At 60.0% G+C, this 24399-nt stretch carries 18 protein-coding genes, 1 tRNA gene and 1 pseudogene; 4 read left to right on the top strand and 16 right to left on the bottom strand.

What is annotated here, in order from left to right:
• Both NW853_RS05540 and aroB read right to left on the bottom strand, forming a co-directional pair.
• Nucleotides 1–962, bottom strand: a 962-nt coding sequence (locus tag NW853_RS05540; RefSeq protein WP_414348235.1) for an aspartate-semialdehyde dehydrogenase, incomplete at its 3' end; no start/stop codon positions are given.
• A 35-nt stretch (nucleotides 963–997) separates the two neighbouring features.
• On the bottom strand, nucleotides 998–2122 hold the full coding sequence (aroB, locus tag NW853_RS05535) for a 3-dehydroquinate synthase (protein WP_414348232.1): 1125 nt from the start codon (nucleotides 2120–2122) through the stop codon (nucleotides 998–1000).
• 202 nt (nucleotides 2123–2324) lie between these two features.
• Between aroB and NW853_RS05530 the strand changes: the two genes are divergently transcribed.
• From NW853_RS05530 to dnaN, 3 genes are all read left to right on the top strand, one after another.
• The gene (locus NW853_RS05530) at nucleotides 2325–2555 is read left to right on the top strand and encodes a DUF4327 family protein (RefSeq protein ID WP_414334190.1); all 231 of its coding nucleotides are present in this window, start codon (nucleotides 2325–2327) and stop codon (nucleotides 2553–2555) included.
• Nucleotides 2556–2705: 150 nt separating this feature from the next.
• Entirely contained in the window at nucleotides 2706–4988 is a 2283-nt protein-coding gene (locus NW853_RS05525) for a RelA/SpoT family protein (protein WP_414334189.1), read from the top strand.
• A 717-nt stretch (nucleotides 4989–5705) separates the two neighbouring features.
• Complete coding sequence (gene dnaN / locus NW853_RS05520; protein WP_414348229.1) at nucleotides 5706–7064, top strand: DNA polymerase III subunit beta; 1359 nt, start codon at nucleotides 5706–5708, stop codon at nucleotides 7062–7064.
• Nucleotides 7065–7131: 67 nt separating this feature from the next.
• Here the strand turns inward: dnaN and NW853_RS05515 are convergent, their stop codons facing one another.
• The 5 genes and pseudogenes from NW853_RS05515 to rpsB all read right to left on the bottom strand — a co-directional run bounded on the left by NW853_RS05515 (nucleotide 7132) and on the right by rpsB (nucleotide 12911).
• Nucleotides 7132–8334 carry an AAA family ATPase gene (locus NW853_RS05515; RefSeq protein WP_414348226.1) on the bottom strand — a complete coding sequence of 401 codons (1203 nt, stop codon included), beginning with the start codon at nucleotides 8332–8334 and terminating at the stop codon, nucleotides 7132–7134.
• A 217-nt stretch (nucleotides 8335–8551) separates the two neighbouring features.
• Complete coding sequence (gene queG / locus NW853_RS05510) at nucleotides 8552–9553, bottom strand: tRNA epoxyqueuosine(34) reductase QueG (protein ID WP_414334183.1); 1002 nt, start codon at nucleotides 9551–9553, stop codon at nucleotides 8552–8554.
• 8 nt (nucleotides 9554–9561) lie between these two features.
• Nucleotides 9562–10977, bottom strand: coding sequence for an amidohydrolase (locus NW853_RS05505; protein ID WP_414348224.1), 1416 nt, complete (start codon nucleotides 10975–10977; stop codon nucleotides 9562–9564).
• Nucleotides 10978–11304: 327 nt separating this feature from the next.
• A pseudogene (gene tsf, locus NW853_RS05500) lies at nucleotides 11305–11961 on the bottom strand (translation elongation factor Ts); the annotation flags it as partial.
• A 158-nt stretch (nucleotides 11962–12119) separates the two neighbouring features.
• On the bottom strand, nucleotides 12120–12911 hold the full coding sequence (rpsB, locus tag NW853_RS05495; RefSeq protein ID WP_414334179.1) for a 30S ribosomal protein S2: 792 nt from the start codon (nucleotides 12909–12911) through the stop codon (nucleotides 12120–12122).
• A gap of 299 nt (nucleotides 12912–13210) precedes the next feature.
• Between rpsB and NW853_RS05490 the strand changes: the two genes are divergently transcribed.
• Nucleotides 13211–13284, top strand: a tRNA-Pro gene (locus tag NW853_RS05490).
• A gap of 31 nt (nucleotides 13285–13315) precedes the next feature.
• Here NW853_RS05490 and NW853_RS05485 read toward each other — a convergent pair.
• From NW853_RS05485 to NW853_RS05445, 9 genes are all read right to left on the bottom strand, one after another.
• Nucleotides 13316–14515, bottom strand: a complete 1200-nt coding sequence (locus NW853_RS05485) for an aldo/keto reductase (RefSeq protein ID WP_414334178.1) — start codon at nucleotides 14513–14515, stop codon at nucleotides 13316–13318.
• Between the two features lie 150 nt (nucleotides 14516–14665).
• Nucleotides 14666–15745, bottom strand: coding sequence for a ribosome small subunit-dependent GTPase A (rsgA, locus tag NW853_RS05480; protein ID WP_414348222.1), 1080 nt, complete (start codon nucleotides 15743–15745; stop codon nucleotides 14666–14668).
• The gene (locus NW853_RS05475) at nucleotides 15742–16005 is read right to left on the bottom strand and encodes a sulfurtransferase TusA family protein (RefSeq protein ID WP_414334176.1); all 264 of its coding nucleotides are present in this window, start codon (nucleotides 16003–16005) and stop codon (nucleotides 15742–15744) included. Before NW853_RS05475 ends, rsgA begins: the two co-directional genes overlap by 4 nt.
• Entirely contained in the window at nucleotides 16002–17186 is a 1185-nt protein-coding gene (gene dnaJ / locus NW853_RS05470; protein WP_414334175.1) for a molecular chaperone DnaJ, read from the bottom strand. The genes NW853_RS05475 and dnaJ overlap by 4 nt, the downstream gene beginning before the upstream one ends.
• A 126-nt stretch (nucleotides 17187–17312) precedes the next feature.
• Nucleotides 17313–19121, bottom strand: a complete 1809-nt coding sequence (gene dnaK, locus NW853_RS05465) for a molecular chaperone DnaK (protein ID WP_414334173.1) — start codon at nucleotides 19119–19121, stop codon at nucleotides 17313–17315.
• Nucleotides 19122–19299: 178 nt separating this feature from the next.
• Nucleotides 19300–20028, bottom strand: a complete 729-nt coding sequence (gene grpE, locus NW853_RS05460; RefSeq protein ID WP_414348219.1) for a nucleotide exchange factor GrpE — start codon at nucleotides 20026–20028, stop codon at nucleotides 19300–19302.
• Between the two features lie 151 nt (nucleotides 20029–20179).
• Nucleotides 20180–21841 carry a bifunctional metallophosphatase/5'-nucleotidase gene (locus tag NW853_RS05455; RefSeq protein WP_414348216.1) on the bottom strand — a complete coding sequence of 554 codons (1662 nt, stop codon included), beginning with the start codon at nucleotides 21839–21841 and terminating at the stop codon, nucleotides 20180–20182.
• Between the two features lie 63 nt (nucleotides 21842–21904).
• Entirely contained in the window at nucleotides 21905–23125 is a 1221-nt protein-coding gene (locus NW853_RS05450) for a DUF445 domain-containing protein (protein WP_414334169.1), read from the bottom strand.
• A 64-nt stretch (nucleotides 23126–23189) separates the two neighbouring features.
• Nucleotides 23190–24134, bottom strand: coding sequence for a hypothetical protein (locus NW853_RS05445; RefSeq protein WP_414334167.1), 945 nt, complete (start codon nucleotides 24132–24134; stop codon nucleotides 23190–23192).
• Between the last annotated feature and the right edge of the window lie 265 nt (nucleotides 24135–24399).

Below are 24399 nucleotides of genomic sequence, written 5' to 3'. Positions count from 1 at the left end.
GCTCCTTTGCGGATCTGATCCCCGCACAGCCACAGCTCTAGGGCTTTGGGCTCGGAGATGTCCTGGCGGATGCGGCCCACGGCCACTTCGTCTTTGCCGGCCACGTCGATGGGCATGGGGAAGCGGTTGCGTTCCCAATCTTCGATGAGCACCACCCCAGGAGCCTGGGCCAAGATTTGCCGAGCTTGTTCCACCGGGAAGGGCTGCTCGAACTCCAGGTTGAGGGCCTCGGCATGGGTGCGCAGCACCGGTACCCGCACGCAGGTAGCCGTCAGCCGTAGGTGGGGGGATCCCATAATTTTGCGGGATTCGTTGACCATCTTCATCTCTTCCTGGCAGTAGCCGTTTTCTTGCAGGGGGCTGTTGTGGAGGAAGAGGTTGAAGGCAATGGGATAGGGGAACACCTGCGGCTGCAACGGTTGGCCTTGCAGGTAGGCGCGGGTTTGCTCCTCTAGCTCCACCATGGCGCGGGCCCCGGCCCCGCTGGCGGACTGGTAGGTGGCAGCCACCACGCGGCGCAGCGGGATGTGGCGATGCAGCGGGTAGATGGCCACGCACATTAGGATGGTGGTGCAGTTGGGGTTGGCGAGGATCCCCTGGTGGCGAAAGGCTTCCTGGGGGTTGACCTCCGGCACCACCAGCGGGACATCGGGATCCAGGCGGAAGGCGCTGGAGTTGTCAATTAGCACTGCCCCTGCCTCGACGATGGTCTTGGCCCAAGTTTTGGAAACACTTGCCCCGGCAGAGGCCAACACCAGATCCAGACCCCGAAAGGACGCTTCTGCAACCGGCTCCACCGGGATCCGTTCTCCCTTGAAGGTCAAGTGGGTGCCCGCCGAGCGGGGCGAGGCCAACAGCTTCAGCTCTGCCACCGGAAAGCGGCGCTCTTCCAGCAGCTTTAGCAGCTCCATTCCTACGGCTCCTGTGGCCCCCAAGATGGCTACCCGTTGTTGCCGTCCCATGCTTTCTTGTCCTCAGGTCTTCCTAATTCTAGGGTTCAAGAGGTTCCTGTCATTGCGGCCAGAGCGGCCTGCACATCCGCCAGCTCAACTTGATCGGTCAGCTCCGCTTGGCCGATGCGGCGGGGCAGAACGAAGCGGATCCGCCCTTGCTTGACTTTTTTGTCTGCCTGCAGCGCCTGCAGCACCGCCTCCCAAGGGATCCCGGCGGGCCAGTGGCTGGGCAGCCCTGCCCTTTCGATAAGGCGTCGCTGCCGCTCGGCCTCAGTCGCGCTCCACCACCCCAGGCGACGGGCGATCTCCCCCGCAGCCACCATGCCGATGGCAACGGCCTCCCCGTGCAGGTAGCGGCGGTAGCCGGTAACGGCTTCCAGGGCATGGCCGAGGGTGTGGCCGTAGTTGAGGATGGCCCGCAGGCCCCCCTCTCGTTCGTCCTGTTGTACCACCCAGGCTTTGCACTCGGCACAGCGGCGCAGCAGATAGTGCAGGTCGGCGGGAGCAAAGTCGGCATAGCGGCTCAGCTTGGGCCGGTCTTGCAAAAACTCAAACAGGTCGGCAGCCTGGATGACGCCGTATTTGATCACTTCGGCTAGGGCTGAAGTAAACTCCCGCGGGGGCAGGGTCTGCAACACCGTTGGATCGATCCACACCAGGCGCGGCTGGTAGAAGGCCCCAATTAGGTTTTTCCCGCCGGGATGGTTGACGCCGGTCTTGCCGCCGATGGCCGCATCCACCATGGCCAAAAGCGAGGTGGGCACCTGCACCCAAGGGATCCCGCGCAGCCAGGTGGCGGCAGCAAACCCCACCATATCCCCGATTACCCCGCCTCCCAGGGCCACGAGGGTGGAAGAGCGCTCCAGGCCAAAGCTCAAGGCAGCATCGTAGATCTTGGCCACCGAGCGCAGGGTCTTGTAGCGCTCGCCGGCGGGCAACAGAAAAAGATGAGCGGCAAACCCGGCTTGTTGCAACCCTTGCATCAACTTTTCGGCAAAATGCTTGACAATACCCGGATGGCTCACCACCAGCACCTTGCCGGCTAGCCCCAAAGCTCGCATCTGGGATCCCAACTGGCTGAGGCTGTGGCCGCCGGAACCTGCGGGGGACTGGATGAGAATGTCGTAGGAGCCGTGGGGAAGCTTGACAGGGATCAGACAGGGATCCATAGGTGCTGCTGTTGGAAGGGTTGGGATCCAGTGTGGCATGGTCTTTCAGGCAGGTGCGGGTTATCCCTACAGTTATCTGCACTACAAAGTTGTATCTCTTGCTACGAAACGAGACCCAGTTCTATGATGGAGATGGCCAGGCAAGTCCAGATTCCTTCTGGCTCTCCGGTGCATCCCATTCATCCCACCTGTAGGTTAAGCCATGCCCACTTTACAAGCCACCCACTATGCGGTTGAGGCTATTCAGGAGGAAGCTCGTCGCCTCATCCGGGAGGGGGTTCTGCGCCGCTCTGAAGCCATTTCCCACCTGCAGCCTTTTTTCCCACAGCGGGAGTGGCAGGCAATTGCCCAGGAGTTGGAGCTGCAAGACTACTGCCCCTCGGATCCCCTCTGCGATTTAATCGGCGATTGCGAGGAATGGGGCGAAGACTAATCTCGCTCTGCTGAGGATATCCAGCAGGCAGCGTCGGCGGCTCGCCGGCGCTTCGCTTTTTATCCGGTATTTTTTCTCTCTCCAATCTGTTGGCGGTCGAGCTGGATGAACTATAGTCAGTAATTAAACATCCTGTTTCTCCGGGTTCACATGGGTCAGACTGCTGTCCTTGCCACCTCAGATAGAGGTCTTGACCTAAACAGCCTCGACTTTGAGGTGCCGGGATGGCTGCGCGCTTTGCTTTCCGGTGCTGAGGATCCCGGCGATGGGCTGCGGCCCTACACGGCTGAAGAAGCCGATCTGCTGCGCCGTGCCTTTGAGTTTTCCTATTGTTTGCATCAGGGCCAAAAACGCAAATCAGGGGATCCCTACATTGCCCATCCAGTAGCCGTGGCTACGCTCCTGCGAGAGCTGGGGGGAGATGCGGTGACGGTGGCAGCGGGCCTTTTGCACGATGTTGTCGAAGATACAGAGGTCACCCTAGAGGCGCTGGAAGCCGAATTCGGCTCAGAAGTTCGCCTACTGGTAGAGGGAGTTACCAAACTTTCTAAGTTCAATTTCTCCAGCAAAACCGAGCAGCAGGCCGAAAATTTCCGCCGCATGTTTGTGGCCATGGCCAAAGACATTCGAGTCATCGTGGTCAAGCTGGCGGATCGCTTACACAACATGCGCACGCTGCAGTACCTCTCCCCCAGCAAGCAACGGCAAATTGCGGCCGAAACGATGGAAATTTTTGCCCCTCTGGCCAACCGACTGGGGATCTGGCATTTCAAGTGGGAGCTGGAGGATCTGGCTTTTAAGTATTTGGATTACGAAGCCTACCGAAAGATCCAGGAATTGGTCAACGCCAAGCGCGCTGAGCGAGAGGCGGAGATCCAAGCTTTTATCGAAGAGCTGCGTCAAAACCTCATCCAAGCGGGGCTGGAACATTTTGAGATCAGCGGGCGGCCCAAACATCTGTACAGCATCTACCGCAAGATGCAGCAGCAGCGCAAAGAATTTCACGAGATTTACGATCTCTCGGCAGTGCGGGTAATCGTGCAGACCAACAGCGAGTGCTATCGGGTGCTGGCGGTCGTTCACAACTGCTTCCGCCCTATCCCTGGGCGCTTCAAAGACTACATTGGCTTGCCCAAGGCCAATCGCTACCAATCTTTGCATACGGCGGTGATCGGCCCGCAGGGAAGACCGGTGGAGGTGCAGATCCGCACCGAAGAGATGCACCGCGTGGCCGAGTACGGGATCGCCGCCCACTGGAAGTACAAGGAGGCTGGCAGCACCACCGTTAGGCCGGACGAGGAGCGCTTTACCTGGCTGCGGCAGCTACTGGAGTGGCAAAACGACCTCAAAGACGACAAAGAGTATCTGGAGACCATTCGCGAGAACTTGTTTGAGAGCGAGGTTTACGTTTTCACGCCCAAAGGGGATTTGCTGGCTTTGCCGCAGGGATCCTGTCCGGTGGACTTCGCCTATCGCATCCACTCCGAAGTTGGGGATCACTGTGCGGGGGCGCGGGTCAACAACAAGATCGTGCCTTTGGATACCCGCCTGCGCAATGGGGATATTGTGCAGATCATCACGCACAAAAATGCCCATCCCAGCTTGGACTGGATCAATTTCGTTGCCACCAGCTCGGCCCGCAATCGCATTCGCCAATGGTTTAAGCGCTCGAATCGCGAGCAAAACATCGCCCGGGGTCGGCATTTGCTGGAGCGGGAGCTGGGCAAAACGGGCTTTGATGCCCTGCTCAAATCCGAGCGGATGCAAAAGGTGGCCGAGAAGCTCAACTACGCCAGCGTAGAGGATTTGTTGGCGGCTCTCGGCTATGGCGAGACAACCCCCACGCTGGTGCTCCATCGGCTACAGGAGGTCAGCAAACCGGCAGTCTCTCCCCCCACAGAGGCAGGAGCGATCGAGGGATCCAAGCTGTTGTTGCCGCGGCCTGGGGCGGCTTCTGGCTCCCGCAAATCCCAGTCCCCCATTTTGGGGGTGGAGGGCCTGAAACACCAGTTGGCCAAGTGTTGTAACCCGCTGCCCGGGGATCCGATCTTGGGCGTGGTCACCCGCTTCAAAGGCATTAGCATCCATCATCGGGACTGCCCGCGGGTGGCCCAGGTTTCGGGAGAACGCTTGGTGCCGGTGCGCTGGAATGAAGAGCAACTGCAGCAAAATGCTCAGATTTACCCGGTAGAACTGCATCTGGAAGTCATCGACCGCGTCGGGGTGTTGCGGGATATCCTGTCCCGCCTGTCGGATCAGAGCATCAATGTTCGCAACGCCAAGGTACAAACTTTTGCCAACCGCACTGCCCTAATCGATCTCTGTATCGATGTGCGCGACAAAAAGCAACTGACCCAAATTCAGAATCAACTGCGCCAGCTTTCTGACGTGCTCGTGCTGCGCTCCCGCCATTACCAGAATGGATCCCGTTGACCTACACCTGACCCTCCGCTGCTACGGGTTCTTGACGCCATCCCCTCGCAACTGGATCCCCTGCTCTGGGTCAGGTGTTGTCCCGCCCCGATCCCTACCGCCTTCAGTCTTGGCTGTCCTGCCAAGAGTACCTGCAAGCTCACCGGCAGCCAAGCAGAGCCGATCAAGCCAAAAGGCAAGATCCAGGCTCTCTTCGCCAGCCTGTGGAAAAGCTGTGGAAATCCAGCGAAGCCTGCCCAAGCTCCGGTGGAGTCCCCAGCCATATTTAGGGGGAGGACTCACTACGTTAGGGGATCTCACGCTGATCGTGTGTTAAGTTTTATGAATTTGTCAGGAAATAGCAACATTTGCATCCCTTCAGCCTGTGGAAAACCTGTGGAAAAACCCCAAAAACCTGTGGAAAACCTGTGGAAAAACCCCCCAAGTTATTAACAGGTATAAATACCCTGTGGAAAAACGGCCAAGTTATCCACAGTTTTTCCACAGGTGGGGAATAAGCTCAAAGGCTGATGGCGCAAGGGGTTGGCGATCACTTTCCACAGTTTCCACAGCCCCTACTACTACTAGATCAAAAAATTAAATTAGATAGGGATCGTGGTTTCTAGCTTGATCCCGCGCGCGCGAGAAAATTTTTTTTGCAAAACTCGTCTTGGCAAGGCAGGATCCGATCGGGGCAGTCGGTGTAGGATGTGCCTGTGCAGCCCTCAAGTGCTCCCCATGGTGCAAGCTCAACGTCCTGTGGATCGAGAACTGGAAACCGAGTCGTTCGCGCTGGCCCGGCGCAGCGGCAAGGCTGGCGGCCCCTATGGTGGGGAGAGCCGCTTTGATGAGGCTGCCGACCTGTCCCAAAATGGCTTCAGCTTTACCTGTGAGCAAGCCGATCTCAGCCACCACCTCGCTTCCGTTGGACGAGCCGTTGCCAGCCGCCCTGCCCTGCCGGTTTTGGCCAATGTCTTGGTGGAGGCGAGCGGGGAAACTCAACGGGTTGCCCTGACCGCCTTTGACTTGAACTTGTGTATTCGCAGCGAGTTCGAGGCGCAGGTGAAGGGATCCGGTCGCATCACTCTGCCTGCCAAGTTGCTCGGCGATATCGTCAGCCGTCTGCCCAGCGGCCCGATGAGTCTTAGGGTGAGCAACCAAGCCCAGGAGGGTGCCCCTGTGATTCTCACGTCGGCAGCCGGCCAGTACCAAGTGCGGGGCATGTCGGCTGAAGAATACCCCACCTTGCCGGAGATACCGCTTCGTGCCGCCGCTGCGGATGGCGATCTGGCGGGGCAGGAAGGCGCAGCAGCTCAGGCCCTGGAGCTGCCCATCGAGAGCCTGTTGCAAGGGATCGGCCAAACCCTCTTTGCGGCCTCTGGGGATGAGACCAAGCAGGTGCTTACGGGGGTTCATGTCAAGCTCTTGGCGGGGGATCCCCCTTGCTTAGAGTTTGCGGCCACCGACGGGCATCGTCTGGCCATGGTGCAGGTGGAGGCAGACGGGATCCCGGTGGTGGCCAACCTGGGGTTGGATTTCACCATCCCTGCTCGTACTTTGCGAGAGTTGGAGCGCATCCTCGCCGCACAGACTGCGACATCGACGGTGGAATTGCGGTTTGACCGATCCCAGGTGCAATTTGTTCTGCCCCCCGGCGCCCAGTGCCAACAGCGGATCACCAGCCGCCTGTTGGAAGGCCAATATCCCGACTACAATCGCCTGATCCCGCGGCAGTTTGAGCGGCATGTGACCCTGGAGCGTCGGCCTTTGATCGAGTCCTTGGAGCGGGTGGGGGTGCTGGCTGCCCAGCGGAACGACATCATCAAGTTCAGCCTTTCTGAGGCAACCCAAACCCTACGCATCAGCACCGAGGCGCCCGATGTGGGCAGTGGCGAGGAATCTCTGCCGGTACAGATGTCCGGCCCTGACCTGGAGCTGGCTTTTAATGTGCGCTACCTGCTGGACGCCCTTAAGGTGTTTCAGACCCAGCAGGTGAGCCTGGAGCTGAACGGCGCCACCCAGCCGGCCATCTGGAAGCCGATTGGAGCGACGCGCCTCTGCTATTTGGTCATGCCGGTTCAACTGCGGGCTACCTAGCCCACCCAAGCCCGACCCAAGTCGAAGATTGGCCCCAGCGGCTAAACCAGGTAGATGCCGACACAGCTCAAACAAAGCGGTGGGTAAACTCTTGGATCAAGTCCACCCGCCCTTTGCGCAAAACGGCCGGATCCAGGCGCTCGGTCGTGTTGCAGGTCATCAACACCACCAGCCTCTGCCTGCAGTCGAGATAATCGGGATCGAGCACGCTTTGGTGAAGGGTGCCATCCAGCAGGCTGAGGACGCGTTCGGTTTTGGTGCTCTGCTGGGCCACCTCGCTGGCTCGGTCTTGGGCGAGGTTATCGGCTTCGTTGATGATCAAGCAGACCCGCTCCAGGTAGGGGGGCGCGATGAACTCCTGTACGGCTTCGTGATCCAAGATAAACACCACATAGCCCAGGGGCACCAGCAGCTCGTGGGCCACCGCTTGCGTCCAGGCCGTTTTACCTGTACCTGGGAGCCCGTGCACCAAGACCGCCAATCGCTCCTGCTGTAGAATCTGCTGTTGAACTTGATCGGTAAAGGCCTGAATTTCAGCGGGAAAAGAACTGATTGGATAGGGGCTGTAGACTTGCCCGATCCGGCTTTGGTAGCCGCTCACCATCACCGCCAGATTGTAAGTAACCTTGCGAATTAAGGGCCTGAGATCCACGCCCAGCAGGGTGTAGCGGCGACGGTTGTGATAGGCGGTCTGAACTTGCAGCCAAATCTGGTGCTCTGGCCAGAAGGCATAGGTGGTGCCCGGGCTGCTGATTTCCTCCCAACTGCTGAAACGCTCGACCGGATAGTAGAAGTAGCGCTCCATATAGAATTGCACGATCTGCGCCGGTCGCCCCAGATGCGCCAAAACTCTGAGAACGGTCATTTCCTGCAGGCGCCTTAAAACGTAATCGATGGGAATTTGATCGCGGCTCACCTGCTGCCGAATCGGCGTCTCCGTGGAGAGCTGATCTTGAAATACTGTATAGTCGGGGCCGGGCAGAGGTGGGGTGATGCTATTCCAAAACTCTTCGATCTCGTAACGGGTATTCTCTGAAAATAAGTTGAGAAAGTTGGCCAGCGGGCTGTACTCTCTACGTCCTACTGCATTGGCAACATCGCTGCACACATCCAAAAATTTCTCGGCCAACGCCCAGGGATCCCGCATCGCCAGTTGCCAGAAATACTCGGCATCGAAATGGCGGTACAGGGGCTTCCACCCAGATTGCAGTAGGTTGTAGCTGTTGGCCTGCCGGTAGCCGGGGTAGTAGTCTTCGTAATCGTTATCCATGCAGGGTTAGGGTCTGAGAAGAGGGGAAACCAATAGGAGGTGCTAGGGTGTGGACACCTGACGCTCTTCAGCCCAGCACTGGGATCCCAAGAAAGAGGGTAAGACGTGTATGCCGGCTTGCGTCCCCGGCCCGGAGACAACAGCCCCACCGTTTTCCGGTGCCGGCTCAGGCCCAAGGGTAGGGATCCCCAGATCCTGTTGGAAAAGGATATCCAAATTAGGTAGAGAGGGCTTCCAAATCGTTGCTGCAGGCTGCAGAGGTGGGATGGGCTCGGAGAGCAGCTTGGGCGTTGCGGCGCAGCCGGTGGGCCTTGAGGCGGCGCAGGGCAGAGGCGGGGAAGCGGCGGTCGAACTCCTCGTCGCCGAGCCGCGCCAGTTCTTGGAGATCGGGGGCAACGTTCCAAGGGTAAGGCTGAAAATCCGGGATCCGGCTGGGGCGGGCAAAGCGCTGGTTCCAAGGGCAGACCTCTTGGCAGATGTCGCAGCCGGCCACCCAATTGTGCAGGTTCTGGGCAATTTCGGCAGGGATCCGCTCAGCATGGCTCTCTAAGGTGTGGTAGGCAATGCAGCGGCGGGAATCCACCACCCCTGGGCTGACGATGGCCTGGGTGGGGCAGGCTTCCAGGCAGCGGCTGCAGGTGCCGCAGTGGGCAGTATGGGGACGGTCGGGAAGCAGGGGGAGAGTTGTCAAGATCACCCCCAGGAAAACCCAGGAGCCGTACTCGCGGGTGAGCAAGAGGCCGTTTTTGCCGATCCAGCCCAAGCCCGCCCGCATGGCCCAGGGCTTTTCCGCCACCGGGCCGGTATCCACATAGAATCGGCCTCGATAATCCGGGAACTGAGTTTGCATCCAGAGGTGGAGCTGCTTCAGCCGCCGCCCCAGCACGCGGTGGTAGTCCCGCCCCCAGGCATAGCGGGATATCTTGCCTTTGGCTGGATCCCGACTGTGGCAGATGGGGGTGTAGTAGTTGAGGGCCACACAGACCAGAGATTGCACCCCCGGCAGCACCCGCTCTGGATCCATTCGCCGGGGATCGGCCATCCAGGCCATGTCGGCGGCCATGCCCGCCGCCAGCCAGGCCCGCAAGCCCGCCAAGTCAGGGGGATCCGCCGCGCTGGCGATGCCGACTTTGTCAAAGCCCAGCGCCAGCGCCTGCTGCTTCACCTGCTCGGTAGCTCTGGCCCAGTCGGCTGTTGCTCCCACGGTCGGCCCCGGCAACTCTAGGGCTATTCTGGCAGACCCATCACCTGGCGGTAGCGGGCCTCCAGTTGTGCTGCCTGCTGCGAGCGACGGAAGGGATCCCAGTGGCTGTGCTCGAACAGCTCCTGCCGCAACTGGGCCACGTCCACCGTCGTTACCTCGCCGTTGGCCACCACCCGTTTCCCTCTAACCCAGACGCTGTGCACCACCTGGGTGGGCCGGCCCAGCACCAGCAGCCCGATGGGATCGGTACGGGGCAACAGCGACAGTTGGGTGAGATCGTAAAGCACCAGATCCGCCTGCTTGCCCACCTCCAGGGATCCCAGCTTCTCTCCCAGCCCTAGGCCAATGGCCCCACCGCGGGAGGCCATCTCGACGCTCTCCCGGGGCGAGATCCAGTGGCGGTAGTCGGGATCCGTGATGTTGTGCAGGATGGTGCCGATTTTAATGGCCTCCAAGAGATCCTGGGAGTCATTGCTGGCGGATCCATCGCAGCCAAAGGCCACATTCACCCCCGCCCGCCGGTACTTGAGGATGGGGGCGATGCCGCTGCCCAGGCGCAGGTTGCTCAAGGGGTTGTGGACAACCGTAGAGCCGGTGCGGGCCAAGATCTCGATATCGGCATCGGTAAGCCAGACGCAGTGGGCCAGCGAGGTTCTCCGGTCTAGGTAGCCCAAGCGCTCCAGGTGCTCGACTGCGCTGCAGCCGTACTTTTCCTGGGCCAACCTCTGCTGGGCGCGGGTTTCCAGCAGGTGGGCATGGCGGGGGAGGTCATACTTCTGGCTCAACTCCGCGCAGCCCTCAAACAGCTTGTCAGAACAGAGTTGGATGCCGGTGGGGGCCACCATCAGGGTGATGCCCTCTTCCGGGCGGTGGTACTTCTCAACCGCCTCTTCCACCAGGGCCAGCACCTCTGAGGTGCTCAGGGGATAGGCTGCCGCCCCGCCAGCGAAGGATGAACCGCCGGGCAGGCAGGTGGAGAGGGCCTGATCCTGAAGCAGGGGACCGATGAAGGCGCGGATCCCGACTTCTCGGTAGGCCCGCACCGCCGCCTCGAGGGTGGCCAACTCTTGGCCGGGGATGAGGATGAGATGATCCACTACCGTCGTGCCGCCGCTGAGCAGGGTCTCTACTGCCGTCGCCAGGGCGCTGAGATAGATCTTTTCCGGATCCGGCGGCGCGTACTCGTGCAGTTGTGCCAGCCACAGCTCCAGCGGGTAGGGCGGGATGATCCCTCTTTGCCACAGCTCGGAAGAGTGGGTGTGGGCATTGACAAAGCCCGGCAGCAAGATTTGGTTGCCGGCCTCCAGTTCTAGGCTGTCTGCGCCCGTTGCGGGTAGCCCTTTATCGATAGCAGCAATCCGTTCCCCCTCGATGCGCACATCTGTGGTTTCGTAGCCTGTGCCGGTGGGGATCAACGCATTGCGTAGGATACAGCTCATGCCCAAGATCCAAAATGACCGCCTGTCACCCTAGCGTGTTGTAGTTGGCCGTGCCAAGGCAAAAAATAGGGAAACTCCATCCAGAAAGCCTCAACCTGCTCAGCCGGCTTGCCATGGTGGGAGAAGCAGAGTGGCACTGCTGCCGCCCACTGGGGTGAATTCAGGGATCCATCGGCAATAGAGCTATTTTTTCTTCTTGCTGGAGCCTTTTTTGGCTGGCTTGCTCTCGGCAACCGGTTCAGGAACAACCACCTCAGCAGTAGGCTCGGCAGCAGCTTGGTCAGCGACAGGTTCTGCCCCTTGCGCTGGCTCTGCCGGCTTGAGACCGGCCTGAGCAGCCACTTCAGCGGCAAAATCCGCTTCCTGTTTCTCGATCCCTTCTCCCAAGACAAAGCGCACGAAGCGCCGCACCCGGATGTTTTCCCCTAGCTTGGCAATGTGCTGCTTCACCAGTTCCTCTACGGTAATCGAGGAATCTTTAATAAAGGGCTGATCCAGCAGAGACAACTCCTTCAGGCGCTTCTCGATGCGGCCCTGCACGATCTTCTCGCGTATGTTCTCCGGCTTGTTGGCCAGATCCTCTTTGCCCATTTCGATGGCTTTTTCCCGCTCCACCACCTCGGCAGGGATCTGGTCAACGCTGACGTACTCTACGTTTTGGCAGGCGGCAATTTGCTTGGCGATGTCTTGCACCAGTTTCTTAAAATCTTCGTTGCGGGCCACAAAATCCGTCTCGCAGTTCACCTCTACGAGCACACCAATCCGATTGCCGAAGTGGATGTAGCTATCGACTACTCCCTCTGCCGCGACGCGACCGGCCTTTTTGGCTGCCCCCGCCAACCCTTTCTGTCGCAGCCAGGTGATGGCTTTGTCCATGTCGCCCCCCGACTCTTCCAGGGCTTTTTTGCAGTCCATCATGCCTGCGCCCGTCTTTTCGCGCAGCTCTTTGACCAGCTTGGCGTCAACTTTGGCATCAATACTCATGAGGGTTCCTCGAATGAAAGAACGAGAAGGACGTGGCCGAATGGGAGTGAGAACGAGTAAGCTTGGGCAAAATTGTAAGCCTAGATTCAAGAATACGAGCTTCTGGAGAGAAGACGGGCAGGGAAACGCCCAGAGCGCATGGGATCCCTGCCCCTGCTCTAGTCTTCGTCAGTTTCTCCTTCTTCGTCCTCTGCATCCTCCAGAGTGTCGTCGTCCAGATCCATAGCCCCTTCGTACTCGTACTCATCCTCTTCGACAGTGTCGAGCTGCCCATGCCGCCCTTCGTAGATGGCGTCGGCCAGCTTGCCTACAATCAGCTTAATCGCTCGAATGGCATCGTCGTTAGAGGGGATAAAGATGTCGCTGAGGTCGGGGTCACAGTTGGTGTCCAGCAGAGAGATGATGGGAATGTTAAGCTTGATACACTCCTGAATGGCGTTGGCTTCTCGCCGCTGATCGACAATGATCACCGCATCGGGGAGCTTGCGCATGGTTTTAATGCCGCCCAAGTACTTTTCCAGCCTGGCCAACTCTCGCCGCAGACGGCTGGCCTCTTGTTTGGGCAGGCGATCCAAAAGACCACTGCTTTCCATCTCCTCAATTTCTTTGAGGCGGTCAATGCGGGTTTTGATGGTGGCCCAGTTGGTGAGCATACCCCCCAGCCAGCGCTGGTTGACGTAGTAGCTGCCACAGCGACGAGCTTCTTGAGCGACGATCCCAGCAGCTTGCCGTTTGGTGCCGACGAACAGGAAGCGCCAACCCCTGTCGGCAGCATCCCGCACATACTCGTAGGCTTCGTTCAGATAACGGGCCGTCTGCACCAAATCGATAATGTGGATGCCGTTCCGTTCGGTAAAGATGTAGGGCCGCATCTTCGGGTTCCAACGGCTGGCCTTGTGCCCAAAGTGAACCCCCGCCTCCAACAGTTGAGGCAAACTGACTACGCTCATGAGTTTTTCATCTCCTACGGGTTAGCCTCCGCCCGAACGGATCCCAGCTACGGCCTTCCTGACGGTTCCTGCACATTCACTCCCAGAGCGCTCTGCCCCAATTGGCGAGGAACTCCGGTGCTGTTGCAGCAAACCGCAAAAAGGCTGTAAGGACACCCGGTGGTTCAGGCGTGTGTTTTTTAGCAGCCTAACCAAGCTAGCATGGTTTCCGCAGGATCCCACAGCTTGGGGTTAACTCTGGCCGCGATCCAATGCTAGACTAACTAGGCGCTTCCTGAACTTCCACCTGTTCAGTGCGTCGGGGCGTAGCGCAGCTTGGTAGCGCACCACTTTGGGGTAGTGGGGGTCGTGGGTTCAAATCCCGCCGCTCCGATCAGCTGTTGTCGTTCCAGCGGCCCAGACAGTCAGGATCCCTGGACACGTTGGCTCTGAGATAGCCGCTTCACCTCGGCTCCAGAGAGCAGGCGATGGGCTTCTTGCAACAAGGCCGGGATCCGGTCGCGGTGGGGGCTGTGGATGAGACAGGGCCGTAGGGCCTCCGCATCCACTTGGTCTGCCCGTTGGCCGGGGAGCCAACTGCCGGCATTGCCCAACAGGTTGTAACGGCTTTTGGCATAGTCCACCAAGTCATAGGCCAAGGCCAAATTGCGCAACAGCAGAATAAATGGGATATTCACCTGTCCAGGGGTTTGGTCGTAGCGAGGCAGGCCCTGGTGCCAAGTTTTGGCGTAGTGTTCTCCCACCTGCTCGATCAAAGCTTGCTCTAGGCGGGCCAGGATCGGTGGCAACAGCTCATCAGCCCGATCCAACAGCTCCACCGCCCGCAGGTGCTCATCAAAATCGCTGGGTCGAGCTGCTCCAATGCTGAGGGTGTGAACCTGGGGATGGGACAGGCAGAACAGGTCGTTGAAGACCATTGGGCTGAGAGGTTGGCACAACTGCACCAGCTTGGCGGGCGGATCGTAAAGCTTGCCCCCTTTGTCTGAGGGGCTGATGATGAATACCCCCATGTCTTGCCGGGCGGCAGCCTCAATGGCTGGCCAGTTGGTCTGGTTGACAAAATACCAGTGCAGGTTGACGTAATCAAAGCCCCCCGACTGGATGGCTTCCACAATCAACTCCGTCGGCCCATGGGTGGAGAAGCCGACGAAACGCACCCGCCCCTGTCGCACCAGACGCTGACACACCTCCAGGCACCCTCCTGGACGCAGGCTGTGCTCCAAATCTTCCCAGGTGTTCAATCCGTGGATGGCCAGCAGATCCACATGGTCGAGGTTCAGGTAGCTCATCGATTGTTCGAACTTGGCCAGGAACTGCTTCGGATCGGCGCTGGGGCCAATTTTTGTTTGCACGATCAGATCTTGCCGGGGGAAAAGCGGCAAAATGCGGCCCAACTGCATCTCAGAGGTGCCGTAGCCGCGGGCAGTTTCGATGTGGTTGATGCCCACTTCCAGGGCCCGGCGGATCGTCGCTTCCAGGTTCTGCTGGCTTGCTGCTGGGATCCCTGACCAAGGAGTGTCTTGCCAACTGTGCTGATAACGCATGCCGCCACAGCTCAGTACAGGCATAGACAGCTCGGTACGCCCAAATCTGCGATACTGCATGATTTTTCCCTTCGACTGGCCCCATTTTAGTAACCTTCAACGACCGGGCAGGACGGGCGCCGGAACTGGTGGAAGACCCGCCAACTCTCTCAGGCGAAGAGGTGCTACCTTCGCCCTCTAGGGGAGGGAAGAGCGACGGAACGAACCGTTTCATTGCCATTTGAAACGACTGTAGTTCAAATCAAAGGCACGCCATCCATCAACGGCCTGCTCCTGCTGGCGAGATGGGCCTTTCGCGCAATTCTGGCCAGACTGGGCCTCTTGCAAAAGCTGCAAGTAGAAAGTCCGTCGTTCCCAATCCAGATCTCGGAGCCCGCAGCCCGGCTCTCGATCGTGCAGGCAATCGCGAAACTGACAGGTGCCCAAGCGATCCCTGACTTCTGGAAAGCACCGTATCAGTTGCAAAGGATGAACCGGCGGGATCCCTTCGCCGGCATTGAATCCGGGCGAATCGGCGATCCAACCGCCTTCTGGCAAGGGAAACAGCTCCACATGGCGGGTGGTGTGCCGACCCTGACGCAAGCGCCTGGAGACGGCCTGAGTAGCCAGCCGAACGTCTGGCAACAGCCGATTGAGCAGACTGGATTTGCCCACTCCGGAAGGGCCTACTACCACCGAGATCTGATCTCGACAACACCGTTGCAACTGGGGGATCCCAGCTTGGGTGTGGGCGCTCACCAGCAAAGGCTCATATCCCCACCTCTGCAGGCGATCCACCCAAGTTGCCGCCACCCCCGGATCCACGCGGTCGCATTTGTTCAACACCACTTGAACCCGCAGTTGGCTGGCCTCAGCCTGCACCAGCAGACGGCTGAGGGCGTTGGGCTCGGGATCCGGCTCGGCCAGGGCCACCACCACCAGAACTTGGGTCACATTGGCAATAGCCGGTCGAGGGAGTTGAGTGCGCCGCGGCCAGATCGCCTCGATCACCCCTCGCTCCGGCCAGAGAGAGTCGGCAGCCGGCGGCAAGCCCACCTCTACCCAGTCTCCCACCATCACCGATTGCCCCATTTTTTTGAGCTTGGCCCGAGCTGTGCAGAGGAGCTCCGCCGGCATGGGCTTTTGGGCCGGGAACTGAGCTGGGATCTCCGGAAAAAGGGCGGCCAAGGCCGGATCAATGCGCACACGGTAAAAGTTGGCCTGCGCCGCTCGCACCCAGCCGGTATAGGTGGATCCCTGCTCCCCCTCTTGGGCAGCCTGTCCCGATCCCTTCCGGCTCAGGTGGCTCATGTCAAGTCCCCGCGGCGCACCCAGAGGATGTGATGCCCCTCAGGCGTAGCTTGTTGCCCCTCGATCCGATGCCCGGCCATCGCCAGGCTGTTGGGCACTTGCTCCAGGGGTTCTCCTGCATCCAGCCACAGCTCCAACAGCTCTCCAGGGGCCATGCGTTCCAGCCGCAGCTTCGCCCGTACGTAGTTGAGGGGGCAAGGGATCCCGCGCTGGTCAAGGACGAGCTTGACCTCTTGCAATGAAACAGCCTCTGGCGTCATTCTTCCTCACGCTCCCGGTTGCCGGGCATCTGGGCCAGCCCGCGCAACAACCCGCCCAAGAAACCATCCCGCTTGTTGATGCGTTCTCCGTGCAGCTCAGCCAAGCGCAGCAGCAATTCCCGCTCTTCTGAGCTAATGCGGGTGGGAATTTCCACCACCAGGGTGATTTTGTGGTCGCCCCGCGACATTGGGTTGCCGATGCGAGGCACCCCCTTACCTTCCAGGGTCAGCACCGTGCCCGGCTGGGATCCGGCGGGAATGGTCAGCTCCACCTCTTCCTCCAAGCCAGCCTTTGAGTCCACGGTGGGCACCGAGACTTTGGCCCCCAAAATGGCCTGCAGATAGCTCACCCGCACCTCCGAGAGGATGGTCAGGCCATCGCGCTGAAAGTCCGGATCCGGCTCCACAAACAGGTAGACGTAGAGATCTCCGGGCGGGCCACCGCGCCGACCGGCATCGCCTTCTCCGGAAACCCGCAAGCGGGTGCCACTGTCCACGCCGGCGGGGATGTTGATGCGCAGTTTCTTCGTGGTTTGGGCCAGGCCCTCGCCATTGCAGTTGTAGCAGGGCTCCTCCAACACCTGACCACTGCCACCACAGGTGGGACAAACCGAGACTTGGGTAAAGTTGCCAAACGGGGTGCGGGTGGCCCGCCGCACCTGACCAGCGCCACCACAGGTGGGACAGATTTTGACCTCCGTGCCGGGCTTGGCGCCACTGCCCCCGCAGACATTGCAGACTTCTAGGTGGCTGATGCGAATTTGCTTTTCGCCCCCGAAGATGGCCTCAAGAAACTCCAATTTCAGGTCAAAGCGCAGATCATCCCCCCGTACCGGCCCATTGCGGCTGCGGCCATAGCCGGCTCCCACCCCCGCAAAGTTGGTGAAAAAGCTCTCGAAAATATCGGCAAAGCCACCCATCCCCGCAAAATCCTGGAATCCGCTCGCTGCCGCGGCGGCCCCTCCCAAGCCCGCCTCTCCAAAGCGGTCGTAGCGGGCTTTCAGCTCGCTGTCGGAGAGCACCTCATAGGCACGGTTGATCTCCTTGAAGCGCTCCTCCGCACCTGGCTCTTTGTTGACATCCGGGTGGTACTTGCGAGCCAATCGTCGATAGGCGCGCTTGATCTCCTCTTTGGAGCTGTCGCGGCTAACCCCCAAGATTTCGTAGTAGTCACGAGCCATAGAAGCGCTTCAGAAAAAATTAAAGATGCAAAGATCAAACATGCTTGAGACACAACTTGTCGGGCAACACAACCAAAGCAAGCCTACAAGCCACCGAGGCCAAAGAAGAGCTGTCTCCGAGAATCCCTAGCGAGCTCCGTAGATCTCGCCACCCATCTCCAGAAGAACAGCCCGCAGCTCTTCCATTGCGTTCCGTAAAGTTGCTAAGTCTACGTTATCATTTGCCAGCAATGCCCTCAATCTGCCCGCCACCTGAGCCCCCCGCTGGATTCGAGCTTCGCTGAGGCGATTGCCGTGCTCCTGCAGGGTTTTGTCGTAGTTGTAGAGCAGGCTGTCCGACTGGTTACGGGCTTCCACCAACTGCCGCCGGCGTTGATCTTCTTCGGCATAGGCTTCCGCTTCTCGGCGCATCCGCTCGATCTCGCTGCTGCTCAAGCCGCCGTTGTTGGTGATCTTGACGCTTTGCTCGATTCCCGTCCCCTTTTCACGAGCTGAGACTTTCAAGATCCCGTTGGCATCGATGTCAAACGAGACTTCGATCTGGGGCACCCCACGGGGAGCCGGCGGGATCCCGGTCAGTTGAAAGCGGCCCAAGGTCTTGTTGTCTTTGGCCATGGCCCGCTCCCCCTGCAGGACGTGAATCTCCACCACGCTCTGGCCATCGGTGGCGGTGGAGAAAATTTGGGTTTTGCTGGTGGGGACGGTGGTGTTGCGCTCGATGATGCGGGTGAAGACGCCCCCCAGCGTTTCCACCCCAATCGAGAGGGGGATCACATCCAGCAGCAGCAGATCTTTCACCTCTCCTCCCATCACCCCTGCCTGGATGGCGGCGCCAAGGGCCACTGCCTCGTCCGGGTTGACGGAGCGATCCGGGTTTTTTTTGAAGATCTGCCGAATCTTCTCCTGAACGGCGGGAATGCGAGTAGAGCCACCCACCAGGAGCACACGGTCGATATCCTCAGGGGAGAGGCCGGCATCCCGCAGCGCCTGTTCTGTAGGCTCGACAGTAGCTTCCACCAGATCCCGCACCAACTCCTCGAACTTGGCGCGGGTCAGCTCCACTTCCAGGTGTTTGGGCCCGGAGTCGTCGGCGGTGATAAAGGGCAGGTTGATGAGCGTAACCTGGGTGCTGGACAGCTCAATTTTGGCCTTCTCGGCCGCCTCCCGCATCCGCTGCAAGGCCATACGATCCCGCGAGAGGTCGATCCCTTCCGTCTCCAAAAACTGGCGGGTGAGCCAATCGACAATTCTTTGGTCGAAGTCATCCCCCCCCAGGTGGTTGTTGCCGGCGGTGGCTTGCACCTCGAACACGCCGCTGCCCAGTTGCAGCACCGAGACGTCGAAGGTGCCACCGCCCAAGTCGAAAACCAAGATGCGCAGATCTTGATCTTGTTTGTCCAGCCCGTAGGCCAGGGCGGCTGCCGTCGGCTCGTTAATGATGCGCAGCACCTCCAGCCCGGCAATGGTGCCGGCATCTTTGGTGGCCTGCCGTTGGGCATCGGTAAAGTAGGCAGGAACGGTGATCACGGCCTGGGTCACCGGCTCCCCCAGATAGGCTTCCGCATCGGCCTTCAGCTTCTGCAGGATCATGGCCGAGATCTCCTGGGGAGTGTAGGCGCGGTCTTGCACCGCCACTTCCACCATGTTGTCTCGGCCAGGGATCACTTTGTAGGGAACCCGCTTCCGCTCTTCTTCGGTCTCGGCAAAGGTGCGGCCAATGAAGCGTTTGATGCTGAAGATGGTGTTTTCCGCGTTGGTAACCGCCTGGCGCTTGGCCAGTTGGCCCACCAAGCGGGCGTTGTTTTTGGCAAAGCCGACGATGCTGGGGGTGGTACGCCCTCCCTCGGCGTTGGTGATCACAACGGGCTGGCCGCCTTCCAAAACCGCCACACAACTGTTGGTGGTTCCCAGGTCAATCCCGATGACTTTACCCATAGCCCCCTCTTCCGGTGCCCCAAGTTTTAACCCAAGGACGCAGTTCCACGGATCTTAAAAGCATTCTGCCCAGGATCCCGCAGAAACCTTCAGGCAGTGCTTCTGCATCCGTAGCTTTACTGTAGCCTTTCTGAAGACAGATAGGCTCTACTTGTCAAGGTTCAAGCGAGCAGTTTTGCTAAGAGTTTGCAGCACTTTGGGAAGAGGCAGAGGTATCTTCGGGGCCGGCCCCCTCGCTTTGGGGAGAGGGTGCAGGGTTTGGGCTGCCTGCCGAGACGGCTACCATGGCATGACGGATCACCAAATCCCCCAGCTTATAACCTGGCTGATATTCGACGGCTACCACATCTTCGGGATAGTCGGTGCTGGGTTGACGGGCGATGGCTTCATGTAGGTTGGGGTCGAAGGGATGGCCCACCGACTTCATGCGGGAGACCCCCATCTTTTTGAGAGATTCCACCAGCAGGCGGTAGACGCTCTGGTAGCTGTTGTGCAACTCCCGCTCGCGGTCGGTTTCCAGTTTCAACTGGTGCTGGGCCCGCTCGAAGCTGTCCACAACAGGCAAGATCTCCAGCACAAATTTCTGCCGTTCTTTTTGGCTGAACTCTTCTTTTTCCCGCTGGGTACGCCGCCGGTAGTTTTCAAAATCGGCGTAGAGGCGCAGGTAGGCGTCTTCTTTTTCTTTGAGCTGCTGGCGGACGACTTCCAATTCGTGCTGGAGCTGCTTCAGGGCTTCACCGGGATCTGGAGATGGCTCGGTGCCGGCTTCTGCGGAGGAGGCACTGGCTTCTGCTTCGCTGTCTTCCAAAATCAGCTTCTCCAGTTCTGCCTCCACGTCGATCTCTTCTTCCTGCAGCTCAGGATAGGTATCTTCTGGGGCCATCGGTTGCTTCTCTTCAGCAGTCATGGGTTATGTCGACAAGCGTGAGCAATAAGCAGTAACGTCGGGTGCCCACAGTTTGGCAGTCTCAAAACCATCGCCGCCATTAGCCAAACTGGGCTCTGTGCTGATCGTATTCTACCGACTCCTCTACCAGCCAGTTAAGGTTCCTGTTGTTCTAGCCTACCAGCAAGCTGTCCTGAGGCTGGCCCAAACACTGGGGAAAGTAGATCTCGGCCAAGTTGGGAATGAGGTGCCAGTTGTGGCTGTAGATGGGCTGGATGGGGGAATGGGTGTGAATGTGGCGGGCGAGAAAGTCGCGGATACTGTCGGCGGAGATCCAGAGGGTTTGGGCTTCTTGGAACATGCTGTAGCCCCCCCCACCGCCGGCGCGGTAGTGGTTGATGGCCAGGCGAAAGGTCTGATCCGGCTGCACCGGTTGGCCGCGAAATTGTAAGGTCACCAAGCGCTCGCCTACGGGGCGGGTGAGATCGAAGCAGTAGTCGATGCCGTGGTAAAGGTCGAAGGTGTAGCCTCGTGCTTCGGGGGCCACGACGGCAGCAGGATCGGGGGGAAGATGATCGGGATCCAATTGGCGAAAATACCCAGCCGTCTGCTCAAGAGCGCGTCGCAAGATGTCGCCGGTGATCTCCAAGATGCAGAGGGTGTTGTCGTAAACGGTGAGGCTGTAGGCGTCTTGCAAAAAGATGGGGCCCGCTGCCAGGCCGGCACTGCTGCAGATGTTGACCAGGGAGAGCTCCGCCGAGAGGCTGGCCTCCCGTACCGCCTGCAATTGGGCCTGATGCAGGAGCTCTGCTAGGGGATTGGCCCCCAACCGGGCTGCCAGCCCACCGCGATAGGCACAACGGGCCTGCCCAATGGGCTGACGGATGTAGCGCAAGGTGGCCTGATGATAGGGCTCTGTCAGGGCCAGGAGTTCGGGATCGGGATGGATCCCTTCTGCAGCCAGCAACTGGGCGGTTTTCCCGACAACTTGCCAGCGTCCGCCGTGGCGCTCCAGCTCCAAAGACACGTGGGAAAGGTGGCTGCCCCAGTAGCCGGGCTGCACCACCAGGGCCTTGGCCCCCCCCAGGCCGGCGATGGTCTGATGGGTATGGCCGGAGAGAATGACGTCAATGCCCTCCAGCTCTGCCAGGGCCAGCAGCTCGTTTTCCCCCCTCAGGCTTTTGTTGCTGGTCCAGCCGGAGCGATCCGGGTTGTGCCAGTGCTCTGGGGTGCGCAAAGGGGGCAATTGGCTGGGGCCGCTGTGCAGAATCAGCACCAACACGTCCACCTGGGGCCGCAGCAGCGACAGGTAGTGCTGGGCAGTTTCCAGCAGGGGGGCAAAGCGCAGCCCCGCGATGTAGTCGGGCCGCTCCCAGGTGTCGATGCGGGGGGTGGTCAGCCCCAGCAGGCCGACACGGATCCCGGCCACTTCTCGGATTAGATAAGGCCGAAACAGGGGATCCCCATTTTGGCGGAGGATGTTAGCGCACAGGGTGGGACAGCGGAGATCGCTCACAAAATCCTGCAGGACCTGGGGCCCAAAGTTAAAGTCGTGGTTGCCCGGCGTGAAGGCGTCGTAGCCGAGGGCGTTGAGGGTATGGGCCATGGGGTGAGGGGAGACCCGCTCCACCTGAGCATAGTAGGTGCCCAAGGGGGATCCCTGGATCGTGTCGCCGCTGTCGATGAGCAACACCGGATCCGCGCTGGCTGCTCGCACGCGCTTGATCAGGGTGGCCAGCTTGGCCAAGCCGTGCTCTGCGGTGCTCCCGGCAAAGTAGTTCCAGGGATGCAGGTTGGCGTGGAGATCGGAAGTGTGGAGAATTGTTAACCGCATTCTAATATCATAACCGAAGCGAAAACTCCCATCCAAGCTCCCGTTTTCTGGGGAAGGGGGCTGTCACCTCAGCAAAAACAGCACCTGCACACAGCCCACCAAAAAACCCAGCAGCCCCCCCAAGTTGACGATGGCCTGCAGTTCTTGGCGCACAATTTGTTGGATGGCCTGCTCCAGGTCGGCGGGGGAGGTGGCGTTCACTTTGTCGGCAATCACCTGATCCAAGTTCAACACCGGGATCACCTGCATCATCAGGGATTCCAGATCCCGCTCCAGGTAGCGCTCCAGGATCAAAGCCAGGTCGGCGCTGATCTGATCGATGGAGGTGATCAACGCCTTGGAGTTGCGCAGGCGACCCAACACCAGGCTGGCCACTTTTTCCCAATCGATGCTCTCCCCCAGCCCTTTGATAACCTCTGGCCCTTGGCTGCGCAGGTAATCTTGGATCCCATCGCGGAGGGCACGACGCAACTGACGTACGGCGGAAACCGGCAGGTTTTGCAGGGAGAGGTTCTGCAGGATCTCGGTCAGGCGGCGGGGGGCGTTGATGTCTTTGAGCAGATCTTCCAAGATGGCTTCTGCCCCTTCCGGCTCCTCCAGGCAATAGGTGCGCAGGCGCAGTAGGGCGTTTTTGAGGCCAAACAAGTTGGCCACCACCCAGTAGGAGCCGGTGGCCCGCTCGCGAAATTCTTCATCCAGAGATTCGATGTTGCGATCGGTGAGAAAGTCCACTAGGTTCTGCCGCAACACCTTGGGGGGCAGCGCCTGCTTCAGGATCCACTCCGAGAGCTGCCGGGCTTGCTCAGCGTTGAGGCGCAGCTCCAGCAGCACCTGGTCGAACAGTTGGTTAATCGGCCCCTCCAAAAAGGTCTCCTGGCGGGCAAGCACCTTCACCAGGCGGGGCAACGACTCGTTAAACAGATCGGCCAAGATGCGCGCCAGCACCTGCGCCGTTTGCTGCTGTTGCTCGGGGTTTTGCAGCCGATCCAGCGCCACCCCCAGCAGCCAGCGGATCCCTGCCTGCATGCGCTCGGTTTGCAGCAGCTTGCGGGCCAAGTTGTGCAGCTCCTCTGGCGTGAGCAGGGATCCCATGATGGTCTTGGCAATCTGCTTGGCCAGGCGGGGCTGGTTCTGCGGGATCAAGCCGGGGGTGAAGGGGATGCGCCAGCCGAAAACCCGGTAGGGGCGATAGGGCCGGAAGAGCATCTTGATGGCGATGTCGTTGGTGAAATAGCCGATCACCAGCCCAGCTAAGGGGGGCACGAAGTAGGTCCAAAGGGCCATGGAGCAAACTTGGGGGGGATCTTCTCTACTCTACCGACCCGCCCCTGCTGGCTTCTTGTCAAGGCTATTGGATGATCAGGCTCTCGCTCAGTTCCAGCTCCACCAGCGTATTGGGCTGCAGCGTCACCACCCGGTCGATGTTGGTACTCCCTGCAGCAGCACCCGCCAGGCCGCCGGCCAAGATGGGCAAAAAGCCCCATCCCCCCGTGAGCACTCCCAAGGCCAATCCGCCCGCCGCCCCATAGCCCGCCCCACGGGCGACGGTAGTGCCCACGTCGGCGTTGCGATCCAATCCGACCGGGAGGGGTGCAGACTGGCCTCTAATGAGATAGGTGGAAGAGCCGATGGTGAGGCGGTTGGCCACAAAGCGGCTGCCGACGACCCGCTCTTGGGGATCGGCGCTCTCCGACTCCCGACCAGAAAACTTGAGTTCTCGGTAGATCGGCTCAAGAGTGCCCCACACCACGCTCCCCGCCGGGATCACCACCTGGCCAAAGCGATCCAGCACCGGCTCCGAAACTTCTAGGTTGCCGTTAATGGCCTGGTAGGGCTGGAAGGTGATGGGGCGGTAGACCGTGAGGAGAATACGGGTGCCGGCGGGCAGCTCGCCCCGCGCGGCCCCGGCCAGATTCCCCCCTGGACTGAGGTCGGGCCGCCGTTGGTAGGAGTAGGCCTCACCTGGCGGAGCCTGTCCACCTGGGGCCGCTTGAACGGGCACCACCGGGATTGGGGCCGGGCTCGGATCCCCCGGTGGTGGGATGGGATCCCCGGTGAGCGGCATTTGCGGCACCTGAGGCACCGGTGGCAGGGCTTGCGGAGCCGTGGAGCCGGGCGGGTTGCTGAGCAGAGGCAGGGTGGGGACGGGATTCGGCTGAGGAGCTTGAGGAGTGAACTCGAACTGCTGGGCAACAACTGCAGCCGCCGCCGCAGCCCACAACATCCCACTCACCAGCCACCCAAAGCCAACCCTTTGCCACGACGGCAAAAACGGCTGCAACGCTGAGCTCATGGATCCCGTCCAGTCACAACTGGCAGTAGCTTAACATCCTGACCAGCTCGTGCCCACTAGATTTAGTAGAGGTTAAGGGGGCGGCGGCCCTTAAAACACTATTGAGACCTGTTGAAGGCCTGGACTGGGTTTTCCCTAGGGGCTAGGGGAAGGAGAGGGGGAAGGCTCCCCGCCAGCCTGTGGACTCGGCGTGGGTGTGGGTTCTGGAGTAGGGGTAGGTGTTGGAGTCAGCGTGGGCGTGGGTTCTGGAGTAGGGGTAGGTGTG

This window comes from Synechococcus sp. H55.11, assembly GCF_047462475.1.
Lineage (GTDB): Bacteria > Cyanobacteriota > Cyanobacteriia > Thermostichales > Thermostichaceae > Thermostichus.
The sequence above is the reverse complement of the archived record's forward strand: the minus strand, read 5'-3'. Positions and strand labels throughout refer to the sequence as shown.

Coding starts and splice junctions, on each gene's coding strand:
- aroB (WP_414348232.1), bottom strand. CDS start 2,122: ATGGATCCCTGTCTGATCCCTGTCAAGCTTCCCCACGGCTCCTACGAC.
- NW853_RS05530 (WP_414334190.1), top strand. CDS start 2,325: ATGCCCACTTTACAAGCCACCCACTATGCGGTTGAGGCTATTCAGGAG.
- NW853_RS05525 (WP_414334189.1), top strand. CDS start 2,706: ATGGGTCAGACTGCTGTCCTTGCCACCTCAGATAGAGGTCTTGACCTA.
- dnaN (WP_414348229.1), top strand. CDS start 5,706: ATGGTGCAAGCTCAACGTCCTGTGGATCGAGAACTGGAAACCGAGTCG.
- NW853_RS05515 (WP_414348226.1), bottom strand. CDS start 8,334: ATGGATAACGATTACGAAGACTACTACCCCGGCTACCGGCAGGCCAAC.
- NW853_RS05505 (WP_414348224.1), bottom strand. CDS start 10,977: ATGAGCTGTATCCTACGCAATGCGTTGATCCCCACCGGCACAGGCTAC.
- rpsB (WP_414334179.1), bottom strand. CDS start 12,911: ATGAGCGTAGTCAGTTTGCCTCAACTGTTGGAGGCGGGGGTTCACTTT.
- NW853_RS05485 (WP_414334178.1), bottom strand. CDS start 14,515: ATGCAGTATCGCAGATTTGGGCGTACCGAGCTGTCTATGCCTGTACTG.
- rsgA (WP_414348222.1), bottom strand. CDS start 15,745: ATGAGCCACCTGAGCCGGAAGGGATCGGGACAGGCTGCCCAAGAGGGG.
- NW853_RS05475 (WP_414334176.1), bottom strand. CDS start 16,005: ATGACGCCAGAGGCTGTTTCATTGCAAGAGGTCAAGCTCGTCCTTGAC.
- dnaJ (WP_414334175.1), bottom strand. CDS start 17,186: ATGGCTCGTGACTACTACGAAATCTTGGGGGTTAGCCGCGACAGCTCC.
- dnaK (WP_414334173.1), bottom strand. CDS start 19,121: ATGGGTAAAGTCATCGGGATTGACCTGGGAACCACCAACAGTTGTGTG.
- grpE (WP_414348219.1), bottom strand. CDS start 20,028: ATGACTGCTGAAGAGAAGCAACCGATGGCCCCAGAAGATACCTATCCT.
- NW853_RS05455 (WP_414348216.1), bottom strand. CDS start 21,841: ATGCGGTTAACAATTCTCCACACTTCCGATCTCCACGCCAACCTGCAT.
- NW853_RS05450 (WP_414334169.1), bottom strand. CDS start 23,125: ATGGCCCTTTGGACCTACTTCGTGCCCCCCTTAGCTGGGCTGGTGATC.
- NW853_RS05445 (WP_414334167.1), bottom strand. CDS start 24,134: ATGAGCTCAGCGTTGCAGCCGTTTTTGCCGTCGTGGCAAAGGGTTGGC.